Raw genomic sequence first — 23,177 nt, forward strand, 5'->3', positions numbered from 1 at the left:
AAAGTTTATCTGGTTATATCTCAAAATTACAAAAAATAATTTACTGCCGCATAGAAGAGCACGGATAACAGAAAAGTACTGAGAGCCAGTTTTTTAAGCTCATTATCCAATGCTCCTGGCACTTGCGTGGACATGACTTTTATCAAGTGGGCCACTATGGGCACAAAGGCAATCATAAAAAAGGATTGTGTAATGCCCAATCTTTCAATAAAGATATAGGCCATAAAACTAATAAGAGCGGACACCAACAATAGGAAATGATATTTCTTTCCATTTTGAAACCCCATTTTTACCACTAAGGTGTTTTTTCCGTGTTTTCCATCGGAAACCACATCCCGCAAGTTGTTCAAATTAAGGACTCCCACACACAATGCCCCTATGCCAATCGCAGGTAATAAAGACGTCCAAGCTATGCTTTTTGTATAGAGAAACATGCTTCCCAACACGCCCAAAAGTCCAAAAAACAAAAACACGAACACATCGCCCAAGCCCATATACCCATAAGGATTGGAACCCATGGTATATTTCAATGCTGCCCAAATGCTAAGAATGCCAAGTATTAAAAATAATAGAATGTAAGGTAGATTGTCCAACCCAAAAGCGATGTAAATCAAACCAATGGCCAACAAAAATGAAATTCCGATTGATACGATGATTCCTTTCTTCAACGCAGAACGGGTAAGCCACCCACTTTGCAGGGCACGGGCCGGACCTATCCGGTCTTCATTATCGGTTCCCTTTACCCCGTCGCCATAGTCATTGGCAAAGTTGGAGGTGACCTGAAAACCAACTGTGGTCAACAATGCAAGAATAAAAATCGTCCCATTGAAAACACCTTGTTTGGTAGCCAAGGCGGTACCCATTATTATTCCAGATAAAGATAACGGAAGGGTGCGTAGTCTAGCAGCCTGTACCCAGGCCTTAAAATTTCCCAAGATTAATACGGATCTTCTATTTTAATTCGTTTTCCGTCTTGGTACGAGGCCACAAAGGCATCCTGAAAGCCCATCTGTACCAATTGTTTCCGGAAAGATTGTGCTTCATCCAAGGTCTCAAAGTTCCCGAGGGAATAGGCATAAAACGGATTGGTCTTTACAAATAGTGTATTGGTCAATGCCTCTGAGGCAAGCGTTACATTATTGTCCACAAACGACTTTACCTGCACGGAATAGATGGTTTCCTTGTTCAGAAACTCTTTCGCCAAGTAAAACTCCTTGACCAAGCTGAGCTCTTCATTTTGACTTTTGAGGTTGTCTATTCGGGTCTTGATGGCATCCAGACTGTCTATACTGACCAAAAGATTGTTCTGGTTCTCATAGGATTGTTTGCTGCTCAACCCTGCGGTAAAGGATGTGATGGCCAAGGTGCCAATTACAAAAAGGCCAACGAAACCCAAAAGAATGTTCCGTTGCAACTTTATTTTTCGCAAATCCTTGTTCTTATATTTTATCTGATCTAGAAGTCTTTCGTTGATAATCTGGGCCTTATCGATATCCTTATGAAGGTCCAACAAATCGCTTTCTTCAATAAAAGGCATATTGCTAAAAGGTTACGGGTTCTACAGTTCTGCTAAGCGCATAACTGTCAATGAGTTAATATACACACTTACAAATGTAAAGTTTTTGGCGAAAGAAAAAAACCCAATGGTATCAAAATCCCTTATAAATCCTTGCTATTTGGGCCTTTATGGTATTTTACTTACAACAAGTGGATGCCATCCTCCTGAAGATTGATTTTTCGCTGACGGTACAGAATGCCAATCCCTTTTTTAAAAGCCTTTTTGCTCATGCGCAAAACTTGCTGTATTTCTTCTGGGGATGATTTATCATGCAAGGGCAGAAATCCATCGCTCTGCACCAACTTATCATAGATCATTTTGGCCGTGGGCTCCAACATTTTTGCTCCAATGGGTTGAAGGGACAGGTCTATTTTTTTGTCCTCCCTCACATTTTTGATGTATCCTTTAAGAGCGTCCCCAATGGAAATGGGCCGGAATACATCACTTTCAAAAATGAGGCCTTTGTGCCTTTCATCCACAATGACTTCCCATCCCAGCGGGGTTCTCCTGTAGACCAGCAAATCTACTTCATCATTTACCTCATAGGCTACTTCCACATTGGACAAAAACTTGTCCACCTTACTGGAACCTGTTAACCGGAACGTTTTTTCATCCAAATAACAGTGCACCACATACTTTCTCCCTTCTTCCATTCGCACGGTCTGCTCCTTGAACGGAACCAACAGATGTTTCTCCACGCCCCAGTCCATAAAGGCCCCAAACTCCCCTACCTCTGCCACTTCCAGAAAAGCAAAGCCATTTCTGATAATGAGCGGCTTCAATGTTGTGGCTACGGGGCGTTCATTATTGTCCAGATAGCAGAACACTTCCATATCCATATCTATCTTAAAATCTTCCGGAACATATTTGTTGGGAAGAAGGATCTCCGTTCCTTCATCATCTCCCAAAAAGAGGCCTACGCTGGTACTCCGCAGTACCTGTAGGGTGTTATAGTTGCCTAGTTGAATCATGGGGCAAAGGTAGATTGAAATTATGGGTATAAAAAAAGCTGCCCTTTCAGCAGCCTTACTTGTGATGCTTTTTTCTTAATTATAGATGGATTCCTTCTTAAAATGCTTGGCCAACATATAATAGATCACGGCACGATATTTATTCTTATCCGACCGGCCATAGGCATCTATGACGGTATTGATGGCTTCGGACAATTGGGGACCATCCGAAAGTCCTAGTTTTTTGATCAGGAAATTGGTCTTTACCGTCTCCATCTCCTTTTCATTGGATCCAGAAACTTTTGAAGCGTCCAGATTATAAATGGAAGGTCCCAATCCTATGGTTACCTTGGTCAAAAGGTCCATGTTGGGTTCCTCTCCGAATTTTGTTTTGATCTCCTCTGCGTACTTCTGGATGAGTTCGTCTCGTTTGCTCATTTTTAAATGGTTATTGTTGATGATGTATACTTGCTCTAAGATATGAAATCGAAGTAGCCAAGCAAAATTTTATCGTTCAGCAATCGAGGGGTGGCAACCTCCAAAATCTTGGGACTGTCCGACGCATCATAAAAATTGGTCAAACCATTCTTCAATTGTTCTCCATCATCCACTTTTTGATACGAGAACCCGTACATCTTTGCCAAATGCTCGGCCGTATGGCCATGATGGGTTTCAAAAAAGGTAGAAAACTCATCCGTATCCTCATTTCCGGGAAGGATCCTAAATATGCCCCCTCCAGAATTATTGATCAATATAATCCTAAAATCTGGACGTATGTGAGCGTTCCACAACGCATTGCTGTCATAGAAAAAACTCAGATCGCCCGTAATCAAGAGTGTGGGCTCTTCTGAAAAAATGGAGGCACCCACGGCCGTGGAGGTACTGCCATCTATCCCACTTGTGCCTCGATTACAAAATACCTTCAGTGAAGGATGCATTGGGAATAATTGGGTATATCGTATGGTGGAACTATTGGCCAAGTGCACCTGATACCCTTTGGGTATTCCTCGGAGTACCTCATCAAAAACCGAAAAATCCGTGAACGGAATCTGGTTCAGGTACGCCTGGCGCTTCTCTTCATAGCATTCTTTTATCTTGAGCCATTTGGTTTTATAGGTGCTGGGAGCACTTTCATCAGAAAGTATCTCCTTGAAAAAAGTGTTGGGGTCTACCTTTAAATGCTCAGACAGACAAAAGAAAGTGTCAAAAGCTTTTTTTGGATCCACATGCCAATGGGTCTTGGGTTGATACTTTCGTAAAAATGCCTTGATCTTTTTGGAAACGATGAGTCCACCAAAAGTAACCAACAAATCGGGTTGCAAATCCTGAAAAAGAGTTTCCCTGTCCGTTGATTTTTCTATAGGGGCGATAATACTATCAATACTAGGGAAAAAATCGGGGTGGTGCAGATTGGAAGTGGTCTCCGTAAAAACCAAGGTATTGCCATCATTGGCTAAGGTTTCAAGCACTTCCTTCTCTATTGCATTCGGCTGGTTTACCCCTACCAATACCATTTTCCGTTTACTGGCTTTCCAAACCGAAGCCAAACGGTCCCAATCCATTTGGACTCCTTCCAATTCCACTCTTTGTTTATCCGCTGGAATGGCTATGGTAGGCTCTGATACCGTCCCATACAAAGGTTCCTCAAAAGGAATGTTGATATGTACCGGGGATTTTTCAAGGAGAGCGGTTTGCAGCGCTCTTTGAATAGCTTCTTCGTTATAGGCCTGTATATCTTCTTGATTTTCTTTTGAGCGTTCCCCTCCCAATTTGGAAACAGCAGCAGAGGCATGGGAAACATCCTGTTTTAAGTTGGCGGAGTACCCAACATGCTTTTCCAATACATTTTCTTGGCGGATGGTCTGTCCGTCCCCAATATCGATCCGATAACTGGGACGATCTGCCGAAACCACGATTAGCGGAATGTCACTGTAAAATGCTTCGGCCACGGCAGGGTAATAATTCAACAACGCACTGCCCGATGTACAAACTACGGCAACCGGTTCCTGCAATTGCTGCGCCATGCCCAAAGCAAAAAAAGCCGCGCATCGTTCATCCACAATACTAAAGCACTTAAAAAATGGATGCTTGGTGAACCCAACAGTCAAAGGAGCATTTCTAGATCCCGGGGAAATCACAATATTTCTGATACCTCGGGATTTAAAATGTAGGACCAGTGTCTGCGCCGAGGGGATATCTGAGTACATCATGGAATACAAAAATACATCTGAAAATGGGATTGCCCTAAATTATGCCACACCAAATTATAGGATATTGAGCATGGTCCTACTTTTATTCTGGGTCTCAATCCATTCCCGTTCAGGGTCAGAGGCTTGGGTAATACCCCCTCCTACGAAGATTGAAGCTGTGCTACCCTGAAGCTCCATACACCTTAAGTTTACAAACAAGGAAACTTCTGCCTTGGCATTAAGATTGAGTTCCCCCAAAAATCCTGTGTAATAGGTTCGTTGATAGCCTTCATTTTCCAAGATAAAGGTCCTGGCCGCTTGGGTAGGGATACCACAAACCGCAGGGGTGGGATGCAATAGGGAAATGATTTCCTTCACTGAACTTTCTTGGGACAACACCCCTTTGATTTCGGAGCGCAAATGCCAAAGGTTTCCAGCCCTTACCGATTTGGCCGCTGCTACATCCAAGGTTTCCATGGAGGGTGTCAAACGTTCCTTGATGTAGTCCGAGACCATTTGCTGTTCCTCCAGTTCCTTTTGGCCCCAGTTTGGGGTTTCACCTTGAACAAACGGAAGGGTGGCCGCCAAGGACATGGTGCGCATTGTTTTGTTTTGAATCTGCACCAAGGTTTCTGGAGTGGCACCGCACCAGGTACCCACTTTAGGATGGAAAAAAAGATAACAGAACGCATTAGGATACGACTGCAGAAGTTTGTCGAAAATTTCGGTTATGGGTTTCTCGGTTTCCTTTTCCAATTTTCTGGAGAGGACCACCTTTCCCAATCGGCCTACAGCGATTTCCTGAATCCCTTTTTGAACCAAATCAAGATGGGCCTGCTTGCCTGCTTCAGTAACCAAAACCTCTTCGGCCTTGGCATGAACACTACTGGTATGCTTACACAAATAGATCTGATCCGGTTTCAGCAATACCGCTCCATCCTCCAAACGGAACGGAGCAAAGACAAACCCACTTTCCGTAAAATCCACAACGGGGTGCAAGCGGTCATCCGCTTGGAATACTGCCGTTATTTGCTCCTCTTTAGGTTTCCGGTAGATGCAGAACGGTAGACCCTTTTGAAAGCAAAGGCCTACTTTTTCCATTACGGTATTAAAATCCTTATTCTCTGGGTAGGGCAATGGTGGTAAGTTTACAGTTGGAAATGAGTTTTCCTTCTTCATCGGTGACCTTGATTTCCCAAAGTTGGGTGGTCCTTCCCCTATGCAACATGGAAGCGCGCGCATACACATAGCCTTCCTTTATGGACTTGACATGGTTGGCGGCAATCTCAATGCCCCGCACAAAGAATTTCTTTCCATCCAAAAAAATATAGGAGGCGGCACTGCCCACGCTCTCGGCCAATGCTACTGTGGCCCCTCCGTGCAGAACACCATCGGGTTGATGTACTTTTGGGGTCACGGGCATACGGGCAAGTAAAAAATTCTCCCCTACATCTATGTAATCTATATCCAACGTTTCCATCAATGTCCCCTTGCAAATGTCGTTGCAAACGGATAGAATTTTCGCTTTATGCGCTTCCATCGTTCTATTTTTTTGTAAAATTACACAAAGCTTTATCAATAGTACCCCTACAATCCACTTTATGTTCCCCAAAGAAGAAACGGTTACGTATACCGCTAAAAACACCTATCTTACACAGAATACCCTTGGAGAAAAAACCAAAAATGTTTGGTTGGTATTCCATGGTATAGGGTATCTAAGTCGATACTTTGTAAAATATTTTGAAGGTCTTGACCCTGAAGAAAACTACATTATTGTTCCCCAAGCTCCCTCAAAATATTATCTGAAGAACGAGTACAAATATGTTGGGGCCAGTTGGCTGACCAAGGAGAATACCTCTATGGAGATTGACAATGTCATCCACTATGTGGATGCGGTTCTTCAAACGGAACAGCTTCCCTCCCACGTCAACCTCATTCTTTTTGGGTTTTCCCAAGGGGTGTCGGTGGCCACGCGATACTTGGTCCATAGAAAACTAAAATGTCACGCCCTGATTCTGTATGCAGGAGGAATTCCCAACGAACTCAAAAAAGAGGATTTTGATTTCCTTGATCGAGACACTACACAAGTAAAACTTATGTATGGGGACAAAGATGAATTTATAACCCCGGAACGGTTAGCCACTGAAAAAGTCAAGATTGAGGACTTGTTTCAAGGAAAGGCTGAAGTTCTGATGTTCAAAGGTGGTCATGAGGTGAAACCAAAACTCATTCGGGGTTTGGTCTAACCTCTATTTCTTGTCATTGGGCCCCTGTTGGGTTTCTTCTTTCTCTGGGTAATAAGTGATCACCCGGGTAATGTAGGTGTTGTTTGGGGTGATGATTTGCTTTACCCAGTTTTTCTCCTGGTGGTTATCAAACTGAAATATGTATTCCTCAACAGCTTCCGTGGTCACGGTCTTGGTCACCACTTTGCCCAATACCCCATCCGAATAATGGTAAAAGCGTTTCTCCTGTGAGATAAACTCTTTTTCCGCCACATTGTACAAAAAGTCCTCGCTGGTCACCAGTTTACCATTTGGGTTAAAAACCTCCTCGGTGGCACGGTTAGGTTCCCCATCTATATATTCCTTGGTCAAGATCACTTCTTGAACCCCCTTTGCACTTTTCCGTTCCGATGTACGTACGGATTTCTCCAAAATACCATTGGTAAAAGTACTTACCGTAATTTCATTTTTATACGGGGTATATTCAAACGTGGTCTCATCCACTCCTTCGGCATTGGAAGTAATGATCCGTGCCAACCTACCTTCTTCATTGTATTGGTATTCCTGCTGTTCCAAGAATTGCTTGTCATAGGAAACGATTTTTTCCAATACTTTGCGCTGTGGCACCGTATCAATGGTGTAGAAATTGGCCATGGAGGTGGATGTATCCAATGCATTGTTCTTATAACTTTCCATACGTTTTTCCACCAATTCCCCACCATCATATTTATAGTAGGTAATATCTTGATCGGAATCGTTGTATTGGGTCACCGTACGTTTCAACACCCCCTCTTCATTAAACTCGAAAGACTCCCTACCATAATCCGTGATCACCAGACACGACTTCACCTTCCCATTCAGGTCAAAATCCTCCACATGAAATATGCGGACCTCTTGGGGGTATAGACTGAGATTCAGAAAAAAGAAAAAGAATGAAAGTATGGTGTAGTCTTTTATCATAGGACAAAATTACTTTTAAAAAGAGCAACTAAAAAATTTATGGCACATACCGTGCCTAAATTAACCCAAAGAAAATATGGACTTTAAAACTTACGGTCGGGATGAAACGCACTTAAGTCCATGGACGGCTTTTCCCCAGAAACCAACTCGGTTACAAATTTACCTGTTGCAGGGCCCAAACTCCAGCCCATCATGGCATGGCCTGTGGCTATAATGAGATTATCAAACCCTTTGGGGCGTCCAATATAAGGAAGTCCATCAGGAGTAACCGGACGCAAACCACACTGGGCATTCTTCTGGTCCTCTTCCGATATGGTAAGTCCTTTATAATAATGCGCCGCTCCCTTGGCAATGGCTTCCACCCTTTCTTTGCGAATAATGCTGTTGATTCCTGAAAACTCCATGGTCCCGGCAAAACGGGTAAAGCCTTTCATTGGGGTCACCGCCATTTTGGATTCCATTAAAATCGCGGGCATGGATATTCCTGTTGGTGCTTCCACATTGATGCGATAGCCCTTCCCCGCCTGAAGCGGAAGTTCTATTTTCAATTTTTTGGAGAGAATGGAAGTCCATGAACCTGCCGCAAAAATAACTTCATCAGCGGTATAACTTCCCATGTTGGTGATCACTTCCGAAATGGTATTTCCCTTAATCTTCAAGTCTACCACCTCTTCGTCCTTTTTAATGGTCACCCCCACCTTGGAGAGAAAGTCCACCATACTTTTCATAATCTGGGGAGGGGTGGTATGACGATCGCATTCGTATAAAATGGCGCCTTCAGCATTCAATTCAACATTGGGTTCCATCTTCTGGAGTTCGGACTTGTTCAAATGCCTTCCCTCCAATCCCAGTGCGCCGGCTTTTTCCATAACCTCCAATTCATGGTCCCTTGCCTGATCGGTCTGATACATCATGAGCAGACCTTTGTCTTCCAAATGAAAGTCACCCAAATCGCCCGAAGCCTTCATGTCCTCATACAACTTTCTACTGATCAGGTTGATGTCCCTGATAATCGGCATGGACCGCTCCACCTTGTCCTTGGTGGATGATTTCTTGAAGTACCAAGCCCATTTGAAAAAGTCCATATCAAATCGGGGCTTCATGTAAAATGGACTGGAAGAATTGAACATATACTTGATTCCCTTGGAAATCATTCCCGGTGAGGCCAAAGAAATGATGTGGCTCGGGGTTAAATAGCCCGCATTGACAAAAGAGGCCCCAGAGGTAATATCGGACTTGTCCAAAACCGTTACCTGATGTCCCTCCTTATGCAAAAAATAGGCTGTTGAGAGTCCAACAATGCCTCCACCGACCACTATGACGTTCTTGTTCTTACCCATACTTTATCATTTCCAAGGCAAAATATCGCCCTGTTTTTAGGTTATCCACAAAGCTCTAAAATAGGGAGCCAAGATACATAAAGGGCGCGGAAAAGTTAATCGGGTACCGCTCATTTCTTTCGTAATCTTTTAACTACTTTTGGTAAATTTTGAAAACCGATCACACAATGAAAAAAATCTGCTTGTTTGCCTTGGGCCTGATGTTTGCCTGCAACTCCTCCCAAAAAACAGTTTCAGAGAATCCATCAACAGGAACCCAGCAAGGACCGGATTTGTCCATTACCTACGCCCATACCATTACCCAAGATGAATTAAAGGAACACTTATATACGTATGCCTCAGATGAGTTTGAGGGTAGGGAAACCGGTAAACCTGGTCAAAAGAAAGCCGTGGAATACCTAAAAGCCCAATATGAGGCCATGGGCATTCCTGCGGCCAAGGCAGATGGCGACTATTTTCAAAAAGTTCCGCTTGAAGTGACCAGTGTCCCCAATGGTAGTATCCGTATCAACAATACCACTTTCCCCTTAGGGGAAGATGCCGTGACCTTTACGGTGGCCCATGGGGATTATAATGAAATCATATACGTAGGTTATGGGGTCGAAGACGATAACTATTCTGATTATACCGGACTGGATGTAAATGGAAAGGTAGTTCTCATTAAATCAGGGGAACCCGCCAATGCGGATGGAACCTATGTAGTGACCGGTACCGATCAAAAATCAGTCTGGGGGAGTATGTCCGATGGTATGGAAAAAAAAGCCAATCTGGCCATTGATAAGGGTGCACGTGGAATCTTGTATTATGATTCCCTAAACTACCCTCGATACCAAGGGTATTTTGATTTTATGAAAACCAACACTACCGGTAAAATGGAATTGGCCGGGGACAACAGCGAGGTGTTTTTGATCATGCTCAATGAAAAATCCGCCACCACACTTAAAAAGGATATTGATGTCAATGCCACACCGGAAAAAATCACGGTAGATTTAAAATTGAGTGTGGAGAGTGGAAACGAAAAAATCGATTCTGAAAATGTCATTGCGGTATTGAAAGGGTCCGAAAAGCCCGATGAGTATGTGATTATTTCATCGCATTTAGATCATATTGGGGTCAATGCCAATGGCGATATCAACAACGGCGCGGATGACGATGGTTCCGGGACCGTGGCCCTTTTGGAAATAGCCCAAGCCTTTAAGCAAGCGGCCGATGCTGGCCATGGACCAAAGCGGTCCATAGTTTTTCTGCATGTGACCGGAGAGGAAAAAGGACTGTTGGGTTCCAGATACTATACGGATGTAGACCCTATATTTCCTTTACACGAAACCGTGGCCGACCTCAATATAGATATGATTGGCCGTATAGACCCCAACAGGAATGGGGACCGGAACTATATCTATCTTATTGGTTCCGACAAACTGAGCACAGAACTGCATAACCTTTCTGAGGAAGTCAATAAAAAATACGCCCATCTGGAGTTGGATTACAAATACAACGATGAAAGCGACCCCAATAGGTTCTATTATCGAAGTGACCATTACAACTTTGCCAAAAACAATATCCCTATAATTTTCTATTTCAATGGAACCCATGCGGATTACCACAGACCAGGTGATACCCCGGACAAGATCAACTACGATCTTTTGGAGAACCGAAGTCGTCTTATTTTCCATACGGCCTGGGAAGTGGCGAACAGGCCTAATAAGGTTCTGGTGGACAAACCCATTGAATAAGTGGAAATACTTTATGCAAAGCCCTCTAAATGAGGGCTTTTTTTATGTCCCAAACAAAAAAATCCCAAACCTATTGGCTTGGGATTCAAGTAAACTTAAGGGTGGAAGACCGGGTTCGAACCGGCGACCTCTGGAACCACAATCCAGCGCTCTAACCAGCTGAGCTACAACCACCATTAAAAGCGGATGCAAAAATACTTTTTTGTATTGATTCAACCAAAAGAATTTACTACTTCCCGAAAGTAAAATCAACTTTTTTTAATCGTGTCCACTTACTGTTGGTTAAATCCCATAAAGCCAACACCATATGAATTGAAGTCAATTTCCTACAAATATCGATGAAATGCACTTTTAAATGGACAAAACACACATTTTTTGCCCTTTCACAACATTTAGTTTCTTACAACGCGTATGGAAAGGTATTTTTACACTTGCTAGATTAGCGAAGTATGCCCCATAAAAAATTCAACCTCTCACTATTCAAATTCCAACTTGGGAAAGTTGCCATTCTTTGGTGCGCACTTCTAATGTCATCCTTGGGACACACCCAATTGACCAAAAAGGATAGTCTTTCCTATAAATTAAAAAGGTTGCAATCTACCAATCGGTTCAACACTAAGGACACTACCCATATCAACCTGCTTTCCGATCTTGCCTATTCATATCGCTTTGTCAATAGCGATAGTCTTAATGCCATTTCGCAAAGGGTATTAAAATATAGCACCGATATAGAGTATACAGGAGGAATCATAAAAGCGTTGAGCGGAATGGCCAATTACAATTCGGATCAGGGGAATCGCGAAAGGTCCATGGCCCTTTTTAAGGAGGCGCTTATCCTTACCGAAGAAACCGGGAATGAAATTTCCGAATTGGACATCATTAACGGTCTGGCCCATGATTATAGTTACGAAGGCAATTACGCCGAAGCCTTAAATCTTTACCTAAAGGGAATTGATGTGGCCCGACGTATAGATTGCAAAGAAATGCTGTCCATATTAAATGAAAATATAGCCAGCTTGTATGCCGACCAAAAAGATTATAAGAACGCCCTTATTTTTTATGATACGGTACAACGGATCAACCGTAAACTCGGCAATGATATCATAGATGCCGAAACCTCGAGCAACATGGCCTCACTCTACAAGGATGCCAAGAATTTTGATCTAGCCATGTTCAACATCAATAAGAGCATCAATACGTTTGAAAAAAACAAAGTATATGATTGGTTGGCTTATGCCTATGAGGTAAAGGGAAGCATATACCTGGAGCAGGAAAAATATCAGTGGGCCCTCTATTGGTATGACCAGAGTAATATGCTTCACAACCAACAACTGGATGACGACCGGGAAAAAATCAACCTCATGAACGGTATGGCCAAGGTGTATTTGGGCTTGGGAAGGGACAGTCTCTCCATGAAGTATGCCAATGAAGGTCTTGAAATCTCCAGAAAAATACAATCGTTGCAAGGCCAGATAGATTGTTCCGAAACGCTTTATAAGGTCTACAAAAACAATGAGGAGCATGTGGCCGCCCTCAACTATCTTGAAAGCTTCAAAGCACTTTCCGATTCCTTGTTCCGGGACAAGAACAAACAAAGTCTTTCCCTTTTGGAAACCAAAATACAGTACGAGCAGGAGAAACAACAACTTATAGCGATCAATGAAGCGGCTTTGGCCAAGCAAAGGAACTATATCTACTTTACGGTAATCATCTTATTGATTCTTAGTGTGATTACATTTGTGATACGCCGTAGTGAGAAAATCCAGAAAAAACTGAACAAGGAACTTCACGAAAAAACCGAGGCCGTAACCGAGAGGGAAAGCCAGTTGAACGAAGTGAACAAGACCAAGACCAAGCTCTTTTCCATTATCGGGCATGATCTTAGGGGTCCGATTGGGGCGTTACATGGATTATTGAAATTGTATACGGATGGTGAGGTGAACAAAGATGAATTTGTATCGTTCATCCCAAAACTTAAAATTGATGTTGAGAACATCTCCTTTGCTTTGAACAACCTGTTATCATGGGGGCAGACGCAGCTAAATGGAGTAGTTACCAAACCCAAACGGGTCTCTTTGGATAATTTGGTGAACGCCAACATACAGTTGCTTTCCGAGATAGCCTCTGGAAAATCCATTAAGATCATCAACCAATTGCCAGAAAACCCCCAAATATGGGCCGATCAAAACCAAATTGATATTGTGATTCGAAATCTCCTGAGCAATGCCATCAAGTTTACCCCGGACAATGGCCTGATCACCATTGAAGCTGCAGAAAAGTCCGGTATGTGGCAGGTAACCGTTAAGGACACTGGTATTGGAATGAACAAGGAAATCCAGAAAAAGATATTCGAAGACTCCTCCAATATCACCACCTATGGTACCAACAACGAAAGAGGTACCGGTCTAGGACTGTCGCTCTGTAAGGAAATGATCCTAAAAAACAAGGGCAAAATATGGGTAGAAAGTGTTCCTCGCAAAGGTACTTCGTTCTTTTTCACCGTTCCAAAGGCCGAAAAGCGGTATCAGCAAGCCAGTTGATCCAAATTAAATAAGGGCATCCAAATTATCCACAGCCGCATAGCGTTCCACTGTGAAACCTTCCGCATGCTCCACGCCTACCAACCTACCCAAATCCCTCGCCCTATAAATAACACTGTCCGTAAAGTTCTTACTACTGATAGGGGTTTCCGGTTCATCACTGTCTGGGTCGTAGAATTGGGACGCATAGGCCATAATCGCATCGACCTTTGTTTCCATGAAACCAGAAACATCCACCACAAAATCCGGTTCCAGATTCTTCCATTGGATGAAATGGTATACCAACTTCGGACGCCAAGGTTCCTGCCATTCGTCATCCCCATCCATTTGGGTGTCAATTTTAACCAGTCCACTTAAAAAGCAGGCATCACTGACCAATTTACTTCCCTTGGGGTGGTCAATATGGCGATCGTCCACAGCATTGCAAAGCACAATCTCCGGGCGATATTTCCGAATCATCTTGATGATTTCCATTTGGTGCTCCCTATCGTTCACGAAAAAGCCGTCATCGAATTCCATATTCTCCCGAACGGCAATGCCCAAAATTTTTGCTGCCTTGGCGGCTTCCTTGTCCCTTAGTTCAGCGGAACCCCGGGTTCCAAGTTCACCTCGGGTCAAATCAACAATCCCCACTTTTTTTCCACGGGAAACTTCTTTGGCTATGGTACCTCCGGCACCCAGCTCGGCATCATCCGGATGGGCCCCAAAAACTAAAATATCTAATTTCATAGGTCTTATTATGCGGGTATGGTCATGGTTTTAGCCTGTGCAATGGCCTGTTCAATATCTACAATGAGGTCGTCAATATCCTCGATGCCCAAAGAGAACCTAATCAAACAATCCTTGATGCCCTGCTTCTCCCGGTCTTCAGGACTCATCAAGGCATGGGAAGTGGTCACGGGCAAAATCATCGTGCTTTCCACCCCGGCCAAACTCATTACCGGTTTTATCAATTTTAACTGTTTAAAGAATTGGGATATGTCCACATGGGGCAATTCAAAGGAAAGCATTCCCCCAAAGCCACTCATCTGTGATTGGGCCAATTCATAATCGGGATGACTCTTTAACCCGGGATAATATACTTTCTCCACGTCTGGGTTACTCTCTAAATACGTGGCCATTTTTAGGGCATTATCGTTTTGCGCCTTCACCCGGATTCCCATGGTCTTGATGCTTCGCTCCAAGAGCCAAACGGTATAATCGCTTAGATTTCCTCCAAAACATATGGCGGATTGGAATACTTGGTCCATATGTTCTTGTGAAGCCGCGACCACCCCGGCACAAATGTCGGAATGACCTCCCATATATTTTGTGGCACTGTGCAACACTACATCCACTCCAAAATCAATAGGATTTTGGTTGATGGGACTTGCAAAGGTGTTGTCTATCATGGAAATCAATCCTTTGGATTTGGCCAACTGGGCCACCCCCTTGATATCCGTAATGGTAAGCAAAGGATTGGAAGGAGTTTCCAAATACACCACCTTGGTATTGGGTCTGATTTCTTTATCAAAATCTTCCACCGCCCATCCGTTGGTGAAGGAATAGTCTATGCCGTACTTGTTGAGTTGGGTCACCACAAAATGATAGGTCCCTCCATACATGGTCTGCTGCAACACAATATGGTCACCTGCCTTCAGAAAAGCCATCAAGGCTGTGCTGATGGCCGCCATACCACTGCCAAAAATCAAAGCGGCCTCGGCATGTTCCAAGGCCGCCAGTTTTTTGCACAACGCTTCTTGGTTGGGCGTGTTGAAATATCTTGGGTATCGTTTTATGTCTACATCATCAAAAGGATAGGATGTGGCCATGTACAACGGGGACACGGCACCTCCAAAGGCTGTATCGTTCAATTGACCACTGTGGGTGCAAATGGTATTAATCCCTTTATTTTTAGTATTCATGACGGTATATCTTTATAAGGTTAAAGATACGAAACCCGTCATACTTGAACCTGCTTCCATTTTCCTTTTTTGAACCAGACCATGGCCATGATGGCCAATAGCACCTCGGCCAAGGTAATGGCAATAAAAACACCTTTCGCTCCCCAGCCCAGAACCATGGCGGCCACATAGGCCAAGGGCAACTGAAACAACCAGAACGATATCAAATTGATCTTGGTAGGGGTTTTGGTATCCCCTGCCCCATTAAAGGCCTGACTGACCACCATACCATAGGCATAGAAAACATATCCCAAGGCAATGACCTGTAGACAAAGGGCTCCATTTTCCACCACGCTGGGAGTTGCATTGAACCAAGAGATAATGCTTTTGGCAAAAATGAGATATACCAAAGACACAGCACCCATAAAATAGGCATTGTATTTCCCTGTTTTCCAAACGGATATTTCGGCCCGATCGGGTTGCTTTGCGCCCAAATTCTGTCCTACCAAGGTAGCTGCGGCATTGCTCATACCCCATGAGGGCATAAGGGTGAACATCATCACCCGAATGGCTATGGTATACCCGGCCAACACCTCACTGCCGAACTCGGACATGATCCGCATGAGGAATACCCAACTTGAAGTGCCTATCAAAAACTGGGCAATACCCCCTAGTGAAACCCTGATTAAATTGACCATGACCTTGACGTTCAACACCAAATCCTGAAGTACCAATTTGATTTTTCCCCATCCAAAGAAGAGGATTCCCAATTGGAACAAGACCGCGGTACCACGCCCAATATTAGTGGCTATGGCCGCACCCATGACCCCATACTCGGGAATGGGTCCCCAACCAAAGATAAAAATGGGGTCCAAAATAATGTTGAGTCCATTGGAAAGCACCAAGGTCCACATGGCCATGGAGGCATTACCGGCACCCCTAAAAATAGCATTGATCAAGAACAAGAGCATAATGGTAATGTTCCCTCCGATCAAAAGTTTGGTGTACCCGTATCCTTCGGCAATTAAATCGGGTTCTCCTCCCATGAGCGCCAAAATTTCCTTGGCATATAGAATTCCGACCACGCCCAAAACGAGGGAAACCAAAACACCCAAGCCTATGGCCTGTACGGCAGCCATCTTGGCCCCGTCAACATCTTTCTCCCCTATTCTACGGGCCACTACTGCCGTTGCGGCCATGCTCAGCCCAATGGCCAGGGCATACACCAAGGTGATGACGGATTCGGTCAATCCGATGGTGGCCACGGCATTTACGCTTACTTTGGAAACGTAGGCAATATCCACCAAAGCAAAGATGGATTCCATCAACATCTCCAAAATCATGGGGATGGATAGCATAAAAATAGCCTTGCGGATGCTCCCACTGGTAAATTCGGTTTCCTTGCCGGATACGGCAATCCAGAAATACTTAAGATATTTCTTTACTGAAAAGTTTGTATGATTTGATTGTGTCATTTTAAAAAGAATTATGTGTATAAAAAAGAAGTAATGTCAATAAGACCGAAACGTATTTCGGTTACTTTCTTGGCGTAAAGCCAAAGATGACATCTATAGCGTACATAATTCTTATAACTTCATGATGAAGCAAATATGCAATTTTTTTTCAAGTGAAATCGAATACAGGGCAAATTATTTTGCGTAGTGCACTTTATACCGCCACAAACTAACCCCTCCCAAGATAAATACCCCAAGTACGGTGTACCAAATAAAAGTGGGTGTTATCACTTGATCTCCGCTGGCGTAACTGTGCAATCCCACTAGGTAGAAATTAACCCCAAAATAAGTCATCATGATACTGGCAAAGGCAAGGATACTGGCAAAATTATAAATCCATTTCCCCCGAAGACCGGGCACCAAACGCATATGGAGCACAAAAGCATAGATCATTATGGAAATCAGGGCCCAGGTTTCCTTGGGGTCCCATCCCCAATACCGTCCCCAACTCTCATTGGCCCATTGTCCGCCCAAAAAGTTTCCAATGGTAAGCATCACCAAGCCAGCGGTCAAGGCCAACTCATTGATAATGGTCAGCTCCTTGATACTGAGGGCCATTCGTTTTTTGTTCTTCTCCGTGGTCAATATCATCAGGATAAGGGCCACAACGCCCAAAATCATCCCAACGGTAAGCGGTCCATAACTGCCCACAATAACGGCCACGTGGATCATAAGCCAATAGCTGTCCAGAACAGGAACCAAATTGGATATAGCTGGATCCACCCAGCTTTGATGTGCAATGAACAGAAGCATACAGGTCACAAAGGCACTTGCCGCAATGGTGAGCTCACTCTTTTTGGCAAAGGCCAAGCCAATTCCCATGGTGGCCCAAGCCACGTAGAGGATACTTTCATAAGCATCACTCCAAGGCGCATGACCCGAAATGTACCAACGCAAGATCAGTCCGGCCGTATGCCATATAAACATGAGGATAATGGTCCCCTTGAGAAGGTATGCCAATGCATCGTAGATTTTCCGCTCCTTAAAGATTTTCAATATCAGTATAAGGAAAAGGAGGCCTCCTACCAATCCATAATACCTGTACAATCGGTTGAAGATATCCAGCTTGTTGTATATAATCTCAATCTTTATCTTTTTATCGGAAGGCAATATTTCCTCCCCATGGTTTTTCTGATTCTGTTTGAAAGCATCCAACAACTTGTCCGGTTGGGAATAATCTCCCGTAGCTATGGCTTCTTGCAAGGAACCCAAGTAATAGGGCATTGCGTTCCGCACAAAGTTGGAATACAGGGAATCCTGCATTTGGTATTGGCCGGAACGGTATTCCACTGCCGAAACCCATTTATTGTTCTCGTCTCCCAATAAAGGAAAAATCTTGACTATCCGACCACTCAACGCTATGTCCAACAAGCTGAGTCTCTCCCCTACCTTCTTAAAGTCCTTTTCAAAATTTGAAGGGTTGTTGGTCGATGTTGCCTTTTCCAAATACGGCTGTAGCTTGTACCTACCTTTTTCATCAAAGAAATCCGTGGCCTTGACATATTCCGTGTTTTTTGGCACCCCTACAATTTCCCGGATACTATCGTTTTCCCGTTTTGCAAGATCAATGAACTCTGTACTGTACCATACTCCGGGGTTCATCATCATGGAAAGAAAAACCTGATTGGCCGATAAATCCTTATAGGTGTCTTTACCACTCAATTTGCGTAAGAGCTCGGAGGCAAACGTATGGACTGGTTTCATTCTACCCCCTTCATCCTGAATGACCAAGGCGCCAAATTTTTCGGCATGTTCCTTGGCAACCACTGCGGAATGAATGATGGAATCTACCTGTTGTTGTGTGGGCATACCTGCATGCTCGTGACCAGTTTCATTGTCCTGAGCATTGGCCAAAGTTGCAGTGAACAGTAAGACAACTACGGTAAGTGCCGCCTTTTGGGCCTTGACCTTTTCAATGGCCTGTTGCAAATCCCTAAAGCGGGTTTTTCCAAAGAACATGATACCCATCAACCCAATATACAATAAAAAATAGCCTATGTAGGTAATCCAAGTTCCCCACATATCGTGGTTAACGGACAGAACGGTACCTCTCTCATCAGGATGGAAACTGGATTGGAAAAAGCGATAGCCTCTATGGTCCAATATATGGTTCATGTAAATATCATAGTCGAACGGACGTTCATCCTCTACCGTTACCTTGCTCATAAACGAGGCATAGCCTGTCTCGGTTCCAGGATATTTCTCAGCGATAAAATCATTGAGTTTGATCGAAAAAGGAAGCTCATATACCTTGGAACCGTAACTCAATGAAAAATCCAAACCGCCTACGGTAATCTTATCCGAAAAATCGGCATAACCTCTCGCACCCAACAACTCCACCTGTTTGGTCTCCCCATTGGCCGTAATGGAAACGATCAACGCGTCCTTGGAACTTTCATCTACCTGCTCCTTGGGCAACTTGACCACTCCGTAGCTTCCCTTCACTATGGGGTCGGGAATTACAAACTGCATTCCCGCCAATGAATAGAGGGAACGCAACTGTAAGGCTTGCAGGCTATCGTTCGCCACATTGCCTTGGAATTGGTCCGCCATCCGCATAAAGTTTCCTTCAAACGGGGTTTTTATCTCGTAATCATTGCCATCATAAAAAATATTGATAGCGCCTTCGGTCTCCTTGTTCAGGGCAAACAAAACGTTATGTATGCTGGCAATCTGGCCATTTTCTAGATAATGCTCATGGCGTTGTCCATCCCCTGCCTCGACAATCTTTAAATATTCCTTTCCGTTTTCATCGGGAACCAATCCTTCGTCCGCACCTGCAATAAAGTCAACATATTCAATAGAAAAAGGTTGGCCATTGAAATCGGATTTCCAGGGAAGGCTAGAGCGACGGCCTTCAGGCGTTACGATCAGATTGTCCTCAAGTACTTTGCGCCGGGTCTCTCCATTAAAATCGCCATCCACGAAAGCGGTCAGATAGGTCTTGTCCGAAAACATTTTGTTCTCAGTGGCCCCCTCTCGAATGGGCATTACCCCTTCATAACTGATGTATCGGGTAACAAATGCACCCAAGATGATCAATATCCAAGAAAGGTGCAGGACAAGCACAGCCCATTTCTTCCACTGCAACAACTGGTACCGGAAAATATTCCCGATAAAATTGATCACAAAAAAGACCATGATCGCTTCAAACCAAGTGGCGTTGTAGATATAGATACGTGCGGTTTCCGTGCTGTACCGACTCTCCACAAATGTACCGATGGCCATTGCCGTGGCAAAAACCAAAAAAAGAACGGCCATAAGTCTAGTGGAAAAGAGGGTTTTCTTGAGAATGTTGATCATGTAAATGCGGTGTACTTTTCAACATGCAAAAATACGGCCTTTTTATAACTTGGTGGTTCGTGCCATCAACAAAAAATCAAACAATTTTGTTAATTCTTTAAACATCCCATCGATTCAAAATTTGTAGTTTTGGGCATGCTCAGCGTTGTGATATTAGGGACCGGAAATCTTGCCAAACATCTGTTCACTGCCATTACCGAAACTGATGGTGCCCAAGTGGTTCAGGTGGTAGGCAGAAACCGTGATCGCCTGAAATGGTTTTCTGAAAAGACCGCTATTTCCAATGATTTTTCTTCCGTTGTTGAAGCCGATGTCTATCTCATAGCCGTCAAGGACGATGCCATAACGGAGGTCTCCCAAGCCCTATCCCATAAAGAAGGCGTGGTAGCCCATACCTCGGGAGCGGTTTCCCTAACTGCCATTGCGGCAGAACGAAAAGGGGTATTTTATCCCTTACAGACCTTTACGGAAGGGAAAAAATTGGATTTTAAATCGATTCCCTTGTGCATTGAAGGTAGCAGCCCTGAAGATACTTTGGTCCTTCAAAAATTGGCCAATGGCCTATCGGATAATGTCCAACAAATAGATTCCGACCAACGGAAAAAATTGCATCTTGCGGCCGTTTTTGTCAACAATTTCACCAATCACCTATTTGGGGTGGGCGAAGAAATTTGCTTGGAAAACCAGTTATCCTTCGACCTCTTGAAACCGTTGATCAAGGAAACTGCGGAAAAAGTACAGTCCATGTCCCCGAAAATGGCCCAAACCGGACCGGCTCGGAGAGGGGACCAAAAGAGCATGCAAGAACACTTGAAACTTTTGAAAAATAAAAACCAAATAGCACTTTACACCTTGTGCAGCGAGGCTATAGAAAACGCTTATGAAAAAGAATTATAAGGAACTGTTGAGTGACATCACCACTTTTGTGTTTGATGTTGATGGTGTATTTACCGATGGCTCGGTATTGGTGACATCAAAAGGGGAACTGCTTCGCAGAATGAGCGTAAAGGATGGTTATGCACTCAAGACCGCCATTCAGAAAGGATATAATGTATGTATCATTACCGGAGGCACCAATGAAGGGGTCAAGGAGCGCTTACAAGGTCTTGGGGTGACGGATTTTTATATGGGAGCGCACCACAAGCAAGACCCCTTGGAAGAATACTTGGACATTTATAGTATAGACCCAAAAAATGTACTGTATATGGGTGATGATATGCCGGATATTCCCCCCATGAAGATAGTAGCGGTAGCCACATCCCCACAAAATGCGGTACAGGAAGTCAAGGCCATTTCCGACTATGTTTCCCATAAAAATGGTGGTGATGGTTGCGTACGGGACATTATTGAACAGGTTCTAAAAGTCCGCGGGGACTGGAATGACAACTTCAGTGCAGAAAATGACTGACAACCCGCTCAACAAAAAACTCAAAGCATACACGCTGATTTTAGGCTCAGGGTCTCCTAGAAGAAAAATGTTCTTGGAGGAAATGGGATTGGATTTTGTGGTCCGACCCAAATCTGTGGATGAAGTCTATCCGGAGCATTTGCAAGGACATGAAATTTCGGATTATCTCGCCGAGCTCAAGGCTGTTCCCTTTAAAACCGAGTTAAACGAAAACGAGATTGTATTGACTTCCGATACCGTAGTATGGTACAATGGGGCTTCTCTGGCCAAAGCCTCCACCAAGGAAGAGGCCTTCTCCATGCTTCGGACCCTTTCGGGAGATTGGCATCAGGTCATTACATCCGTGTGCTTTACCACCAAAGCCAATCAAAAGACCGTAAACGAGACCACTGAGGTGAAATTCATGGATTTTACCGATGAGGAAATCAATTTTTATATTGAAAACTGTCATCCCTTCGATAAAGCCGGGGCTTACGGAATCCAAGAATGGATCGGTATGGTGGGAATTTCTGAAATACGGGGTTCCTATACCAATGTAGTGGGGCTTCCCACCCATTTGGTTTACAAAACGTTAATGGACATGGTTTCTTAAGTAGGGATGCTTAACTTTACTGAAAACCAGTGTCATGACGCCCATACGCGCTACTATTTTCCTCTTATCCTTCCTTGTTGTCTCAATTTCCTGTAAACAAAAATCCAGTTCCACGGATGAAGCTATGCTTGTCTCCAATGAGGAGGTGATATTGGAAACGGTAGCTCCCAAGAAACCTCTTTCCAATGCGTTTAAGGGCTACTGGTATGCAGGTAAGGCCGAGATTACTTCCTATGCCTTGGAGCAAGCACGTTATGGGGAACTTCGGGATGGGAACGCGGTCCTTATTTATGTTACCGAGCCATTCCTTCCTGAAAAACAAGTCAAGGCGGACCATAGCAATCCTGGCAACGTATCGGTCTTAAAACTCAATGCCACCAAAAACTTTTTAACGGGTATATACCCCTACTCCATATTAAGCAGTACTTTTTATCCGGTCCATGACAACCAACATGCCCTAAAGACCAGTTTGTCCGTTCAGGAATGGTGTGGGCATGTCTATGCACAGATCAACAACAGAAACACTTTTGAATACACCTCCCATTCGTATTTTGAAAAGGAGGCAGACCAAGAATTGAGTCTGGACAAAGCCATGTTGGAAAATGAGGTTTGGACCAAATTGAGGATCAACCCTTTTGACCTTCCCATTGGTGACATTAAAGTTGTTCCTTCCTTGGAATACCTCCGTTTGAGCCATACAAAGATTGAGGCATATAATGCAGTGGGTTCACTTTCATCCAATGAGGGCATGGCCTCTTATACATTGACTTACCCCAGCTTGGACAGAACTTTACAAATTGATTTTTCTCCCGAGTTCCCGTATACCATACAGGGATGGACGGAAAGTTTCAAAAGCGGATTCGGGCCCAATGCCAAAGTCCTGACCACCAAGGCCACTAAAATGAAGTCCATCAACACGGCATATTGGGGTCAGAACAGCAATCAAGATTTGGTGCTCCGCGACAGTTTGGGGCTATAGTTA

20 protein-coding genes and 1 tRNA gene are annotated in these 23,177 nt (G+C 44.0%); 7 read left to right on the top strand and 14 right to left on the bottom strand.

Annotated elements, in window-relative coordinates; all coding sequences use genetic code 11:
• Positions 1-26: 26 nt before the first annotated feature.
• The 7 genes from menA to DN53_RS11340 form a co-directional block, all read right to left on the bottom strand.
• Positions 27-863 (bottom strand): 1,4-dihydroxy-2-naphthoate octaprenyltransferase, encoded by an 837-nt coding sequence (menA, locus tag DN53_RS11310; protein ID WP_313790137.1) that lies wholly within the window; start codon positions 861-863, stop codon positions 27-29.
• 74 nt (positions 864-937) lie between these two features.
• Positions 938-1,537, bottom strand: a complete 600-nt coding sequence (locus DN53_RS11315) for an SPOR domain-containing protein (protein ID WP_129654396.1) — start codon at positions 1,535-1,537, stop codon at positions 938-940.
• A 161-nt stretch (positions 1,538-1,698) separates the two neighbouring features.
• Positions 1,699-2,529: a CvfB family protein gene (locus tag DN53_RS11320; RefSeq protein WP_129654397.1), complete on the bottom strand. Its 831-nt coding sequence runs from the start codon at positions 2,527-2,529 to the stop codon at positions 1,699-1,701.
• A gap of 75 nt (positions 2,530-2,604) precedes the next feature.
• Positions 2,605-2,946, bottom strand: coding sequence for a DUF2853 family protein (locus DN53_RS11325; protein ID WP_129654398.1), 342 nt, complete (start codon positions 2,944-2,946; stop codon positions 2,605-2,607).
• A gap of 35 nt (positions 2,947-2,981) precedes the next feature.
• The gene (menD, locus tag DN53_RS11330; protein WP_129654399.1) at positions 2,982-4,718 is read right to left on the bottom strand and encodes a 2-succinyl-5-enolpyruvyl-6-hydroxy-3-cyclohexene-1-carboxylic-acid synthase; all 1,737 of its coding nucleotides are present in this window, start codon (positions 4,716-4,718) and stop codon (positions 2,982-2,984) included.
• Positions 4,719-4,772: 54 nt separating this feature from the next.
• Positions 4,773-5,834, bottom strand: a complete 1,062-nt coding sequence (locus tag DN53_RS11335) for an isochorismate synthase (protein WP_242502123.1) — start codon at positions 5,832-5,834, stop codon at positions 4,773-4,775.
• On the bottom strand, positions 5,815-6,237 hold the full coding sequence (locus DN53_RS11340; protein ID WP_129654400.1) for a PaaI family thioesterase: 423 nt from the start codon (positions 6,235-6,237) through the stop codon (positions 5,815-5,817). The genes DN53_RS11335 and DN53_RS11340 overlap by 20 nt, the downstream gene beginning before the upstream one ends.
• 61 nt (positions 6,238-6,298) lie before the next feature.
• On the opposite strand from DN53_RS11340, the gene DN53_RS11345 reads away from it, so the two are divergent.
• The gene (locus tag DN53_RS11345; protein WP_129654401.1) at positions 6,299-6,943 is read left to right on the top strand and encodes an alpha/beta hydrolase; all 645 of its coding nucleotides are present in this window, start codon (positions 6,299-6,301) and stop codon (positions 6,941-6,943) included.
• Between the two features lie 3 nt (positions 6,944-6,946).
• On the opposite strand, the gene DN53_RS11350 is transcribed toward DN53_RS11345, so the two are convergent.
• Positions 6,947-7,882 carry a hypothetical protein gene (locus tag DN53_RS11350; RefSeq protein WP_129654402.1) on the bottom strand — a complete coding sequence of 312 codons (936 nt, stop codon included), beginning with the start codon at positions 7,880-7,882 and terminating at the stop codon, positions 6,947-6,949.
• A gap of 83 nt (positions 7,883-7,965) precedes the next feature.
• A complete protein-coding gene (locus DN53_RS11355) occupies positions 7,966-9,222 on the bottom strand; it encodes an NAD(P)/FAD-dependent oxidoreductase (protein ID WP_129654403.1) in 1,257 nt (418 codons plus the stop codon).
• A 167-nt stretch (positions 9,223-9,389) separates the two neighbouring features.
• Here DN53_RS11355 and DN53_RS11360 point away from each other — a divergent pair, with 167 nt between their 5' ends.
• Complete coding sequence (locus DN53_RS11360) at positions 9,390-10,955, top strand: M28 family peptidase (RefSeq protein ID WP_129654404.1); 1,566 nt, start codon at positions 9,390-9,392, stop codon at positions 10,953-10,955.
• Between the two features lie 99 nt (positions 10,956-11,054).
• Here DN53_RS11360 and DN53_RS11365 read toward each other — a convergent pair.
• Positions 11,055-11,130 (bottom strand) — tRNA-His (locus tag DN53_RS11365).
• A gap of 274 nt (positions 11,131-11,404) precedes the next feature.
• Between DN53_RS11365 and DN53_RS11370 the strand changes: the two genes are divergently transcribed.
• Positions 11,405-13,495, top strand: coding sequence for a tetratricopeptide repeat-containing sensor histidine kinase (locus tag DN53_RS11370; protein ID WP_129654405.1), 2,091 nt, complete (start codon positions 11,405-11,407; stop codon positions 13,493-13,495).
• Positions 13,496-13,501: 6 nt separating this feature from the next.
• On the opposite strand, the gene bshB1 is transcribed toward DN53_RS11370, so the two are convergent.
• The 4 genes from bshB1 to DN53_RS11390 all read right to left on the bottom strand — a co-directional run bounded on the left by bshB1 (position 13,502) and on the right by DN53_RS11390 (position 20,195).
• Positions 13,502-14,224: a bacillithiol biosynthesis deacetylase BshB1 gene (bshB1, locus tag DN53_RS11375; RefSeq protein WP_129654406.1), complete on the bottom strand. Its 723-nt coding sequence runs from the start codon at positions 14,222-14,224 to the stop codon at positions 13,502-13,504.
• An 8-nt stretch (positions 14,225-14,232) separates the two neighbouring features.
• A complete protein-coding gene (locus DN53_RS11380) occupies positions 14,233-15,399 on the bottom strand; it encodes a trans-sulfuration enzyme family protein (RefSeq protein WP_129654407.1) in 1,167 nt (388 codons plus the stop codon).
• A 38-nt stretch (positions 15,400-15,437) separates the two neighbouring features.
• Entirely contained in the window at positions 15,438-16,853 is a 1,416-nt protein-coding gene (locus tag DN53_RS11385; RefSeq protein WP_129654408.1) for an MATE family efflux transporter, read from the bottom strand.
• A 174-nt stretch (positions 16,854-17,027) separates the two neighbouring features.
• Positions 17,028-20,195, bottom strand: coding sequence for a cytochrome c biogenesis protein CcsA (locus tag DN53_RS11390; RefSeq protein WP_129654409.1), 3,168 nt, complete (start codon positions 20,193-20,195; stop codon positions 17,028-17,030).
• Between the two features lie 135 nt (positions 20,196-20,330).
• Between DN53_RS11390 and DN53_RS11395 the strand changes: the two genes are divergently transcribed.
• The 4 genes from DN53_RS11395 to DN53_RS11410 are packed head-to-tail and all read left to right on the top strand — an operon-like array spanning position 20,331 to position 23,174.
• Positions 20,331-21,092 (top strand): Rossmann-like and DUF2520 domain-containing protein, encoded by a 762-nt coding sequence (locus tag DN53_RS11395; RefSeq protein ID WP_129654410.1) that lies wholly within the window; start codon positions 20,331-20,333, stop codon positions 21,090-21,092.
• Positions 21,076-21,603, top strand: a complete 528-nt coding sequence (locus tag DN53_RS11400) for a KdsC family phosphatase (RefSeq protein ID WP_129654411.1) — start codon at positions 21,076-21,078, stop codon at positions 21,601-21,603. Before DN53_RS11395 ends, DN53_RS11400 begins: the two co-directional genes overlap by 17 nt.
• Positions 21,575-22,195 (top strand): Maf family nucleotide pyrophosphatase, encoded by a 621-nt coding sequence (locus DN53_RS11405; RefSeq protein ID WP_242502124.1) that lies wholly within the window; start codon positions 21,575-21,577, stop codon positions 22,193-22,195. The genes DN53_RS11400 and DN53_RS11405 overlap by 29 nt, the downstream gene beginning before the upstream one ends.
• A 34-nt stretch (positions 22,196-22,229) precedes the next feature.
• Complete coding sequence (locus tag DN53_RS11410) at positions 22,230-23,174, top strand: septum formation inhibitor Maf (RefSeq protein WP_129654412.1); 945 nt, start codon at positions 22,230-22,232, stop codon at positions 23,172-23,174.
• The last annotated feature ends 3 nt before the right edge of the window (positions 23,175-23,177 follow it).

It is taken from the genome of Flagellimonas olearia (assembly GCF_004150225.1).
Lineage (GTDB): Bacteria > Bacteroidota > Bacteroidia > Flavobacteriales > Flavobacteriaceae > Flagellimonas > Flagellimonas olearia.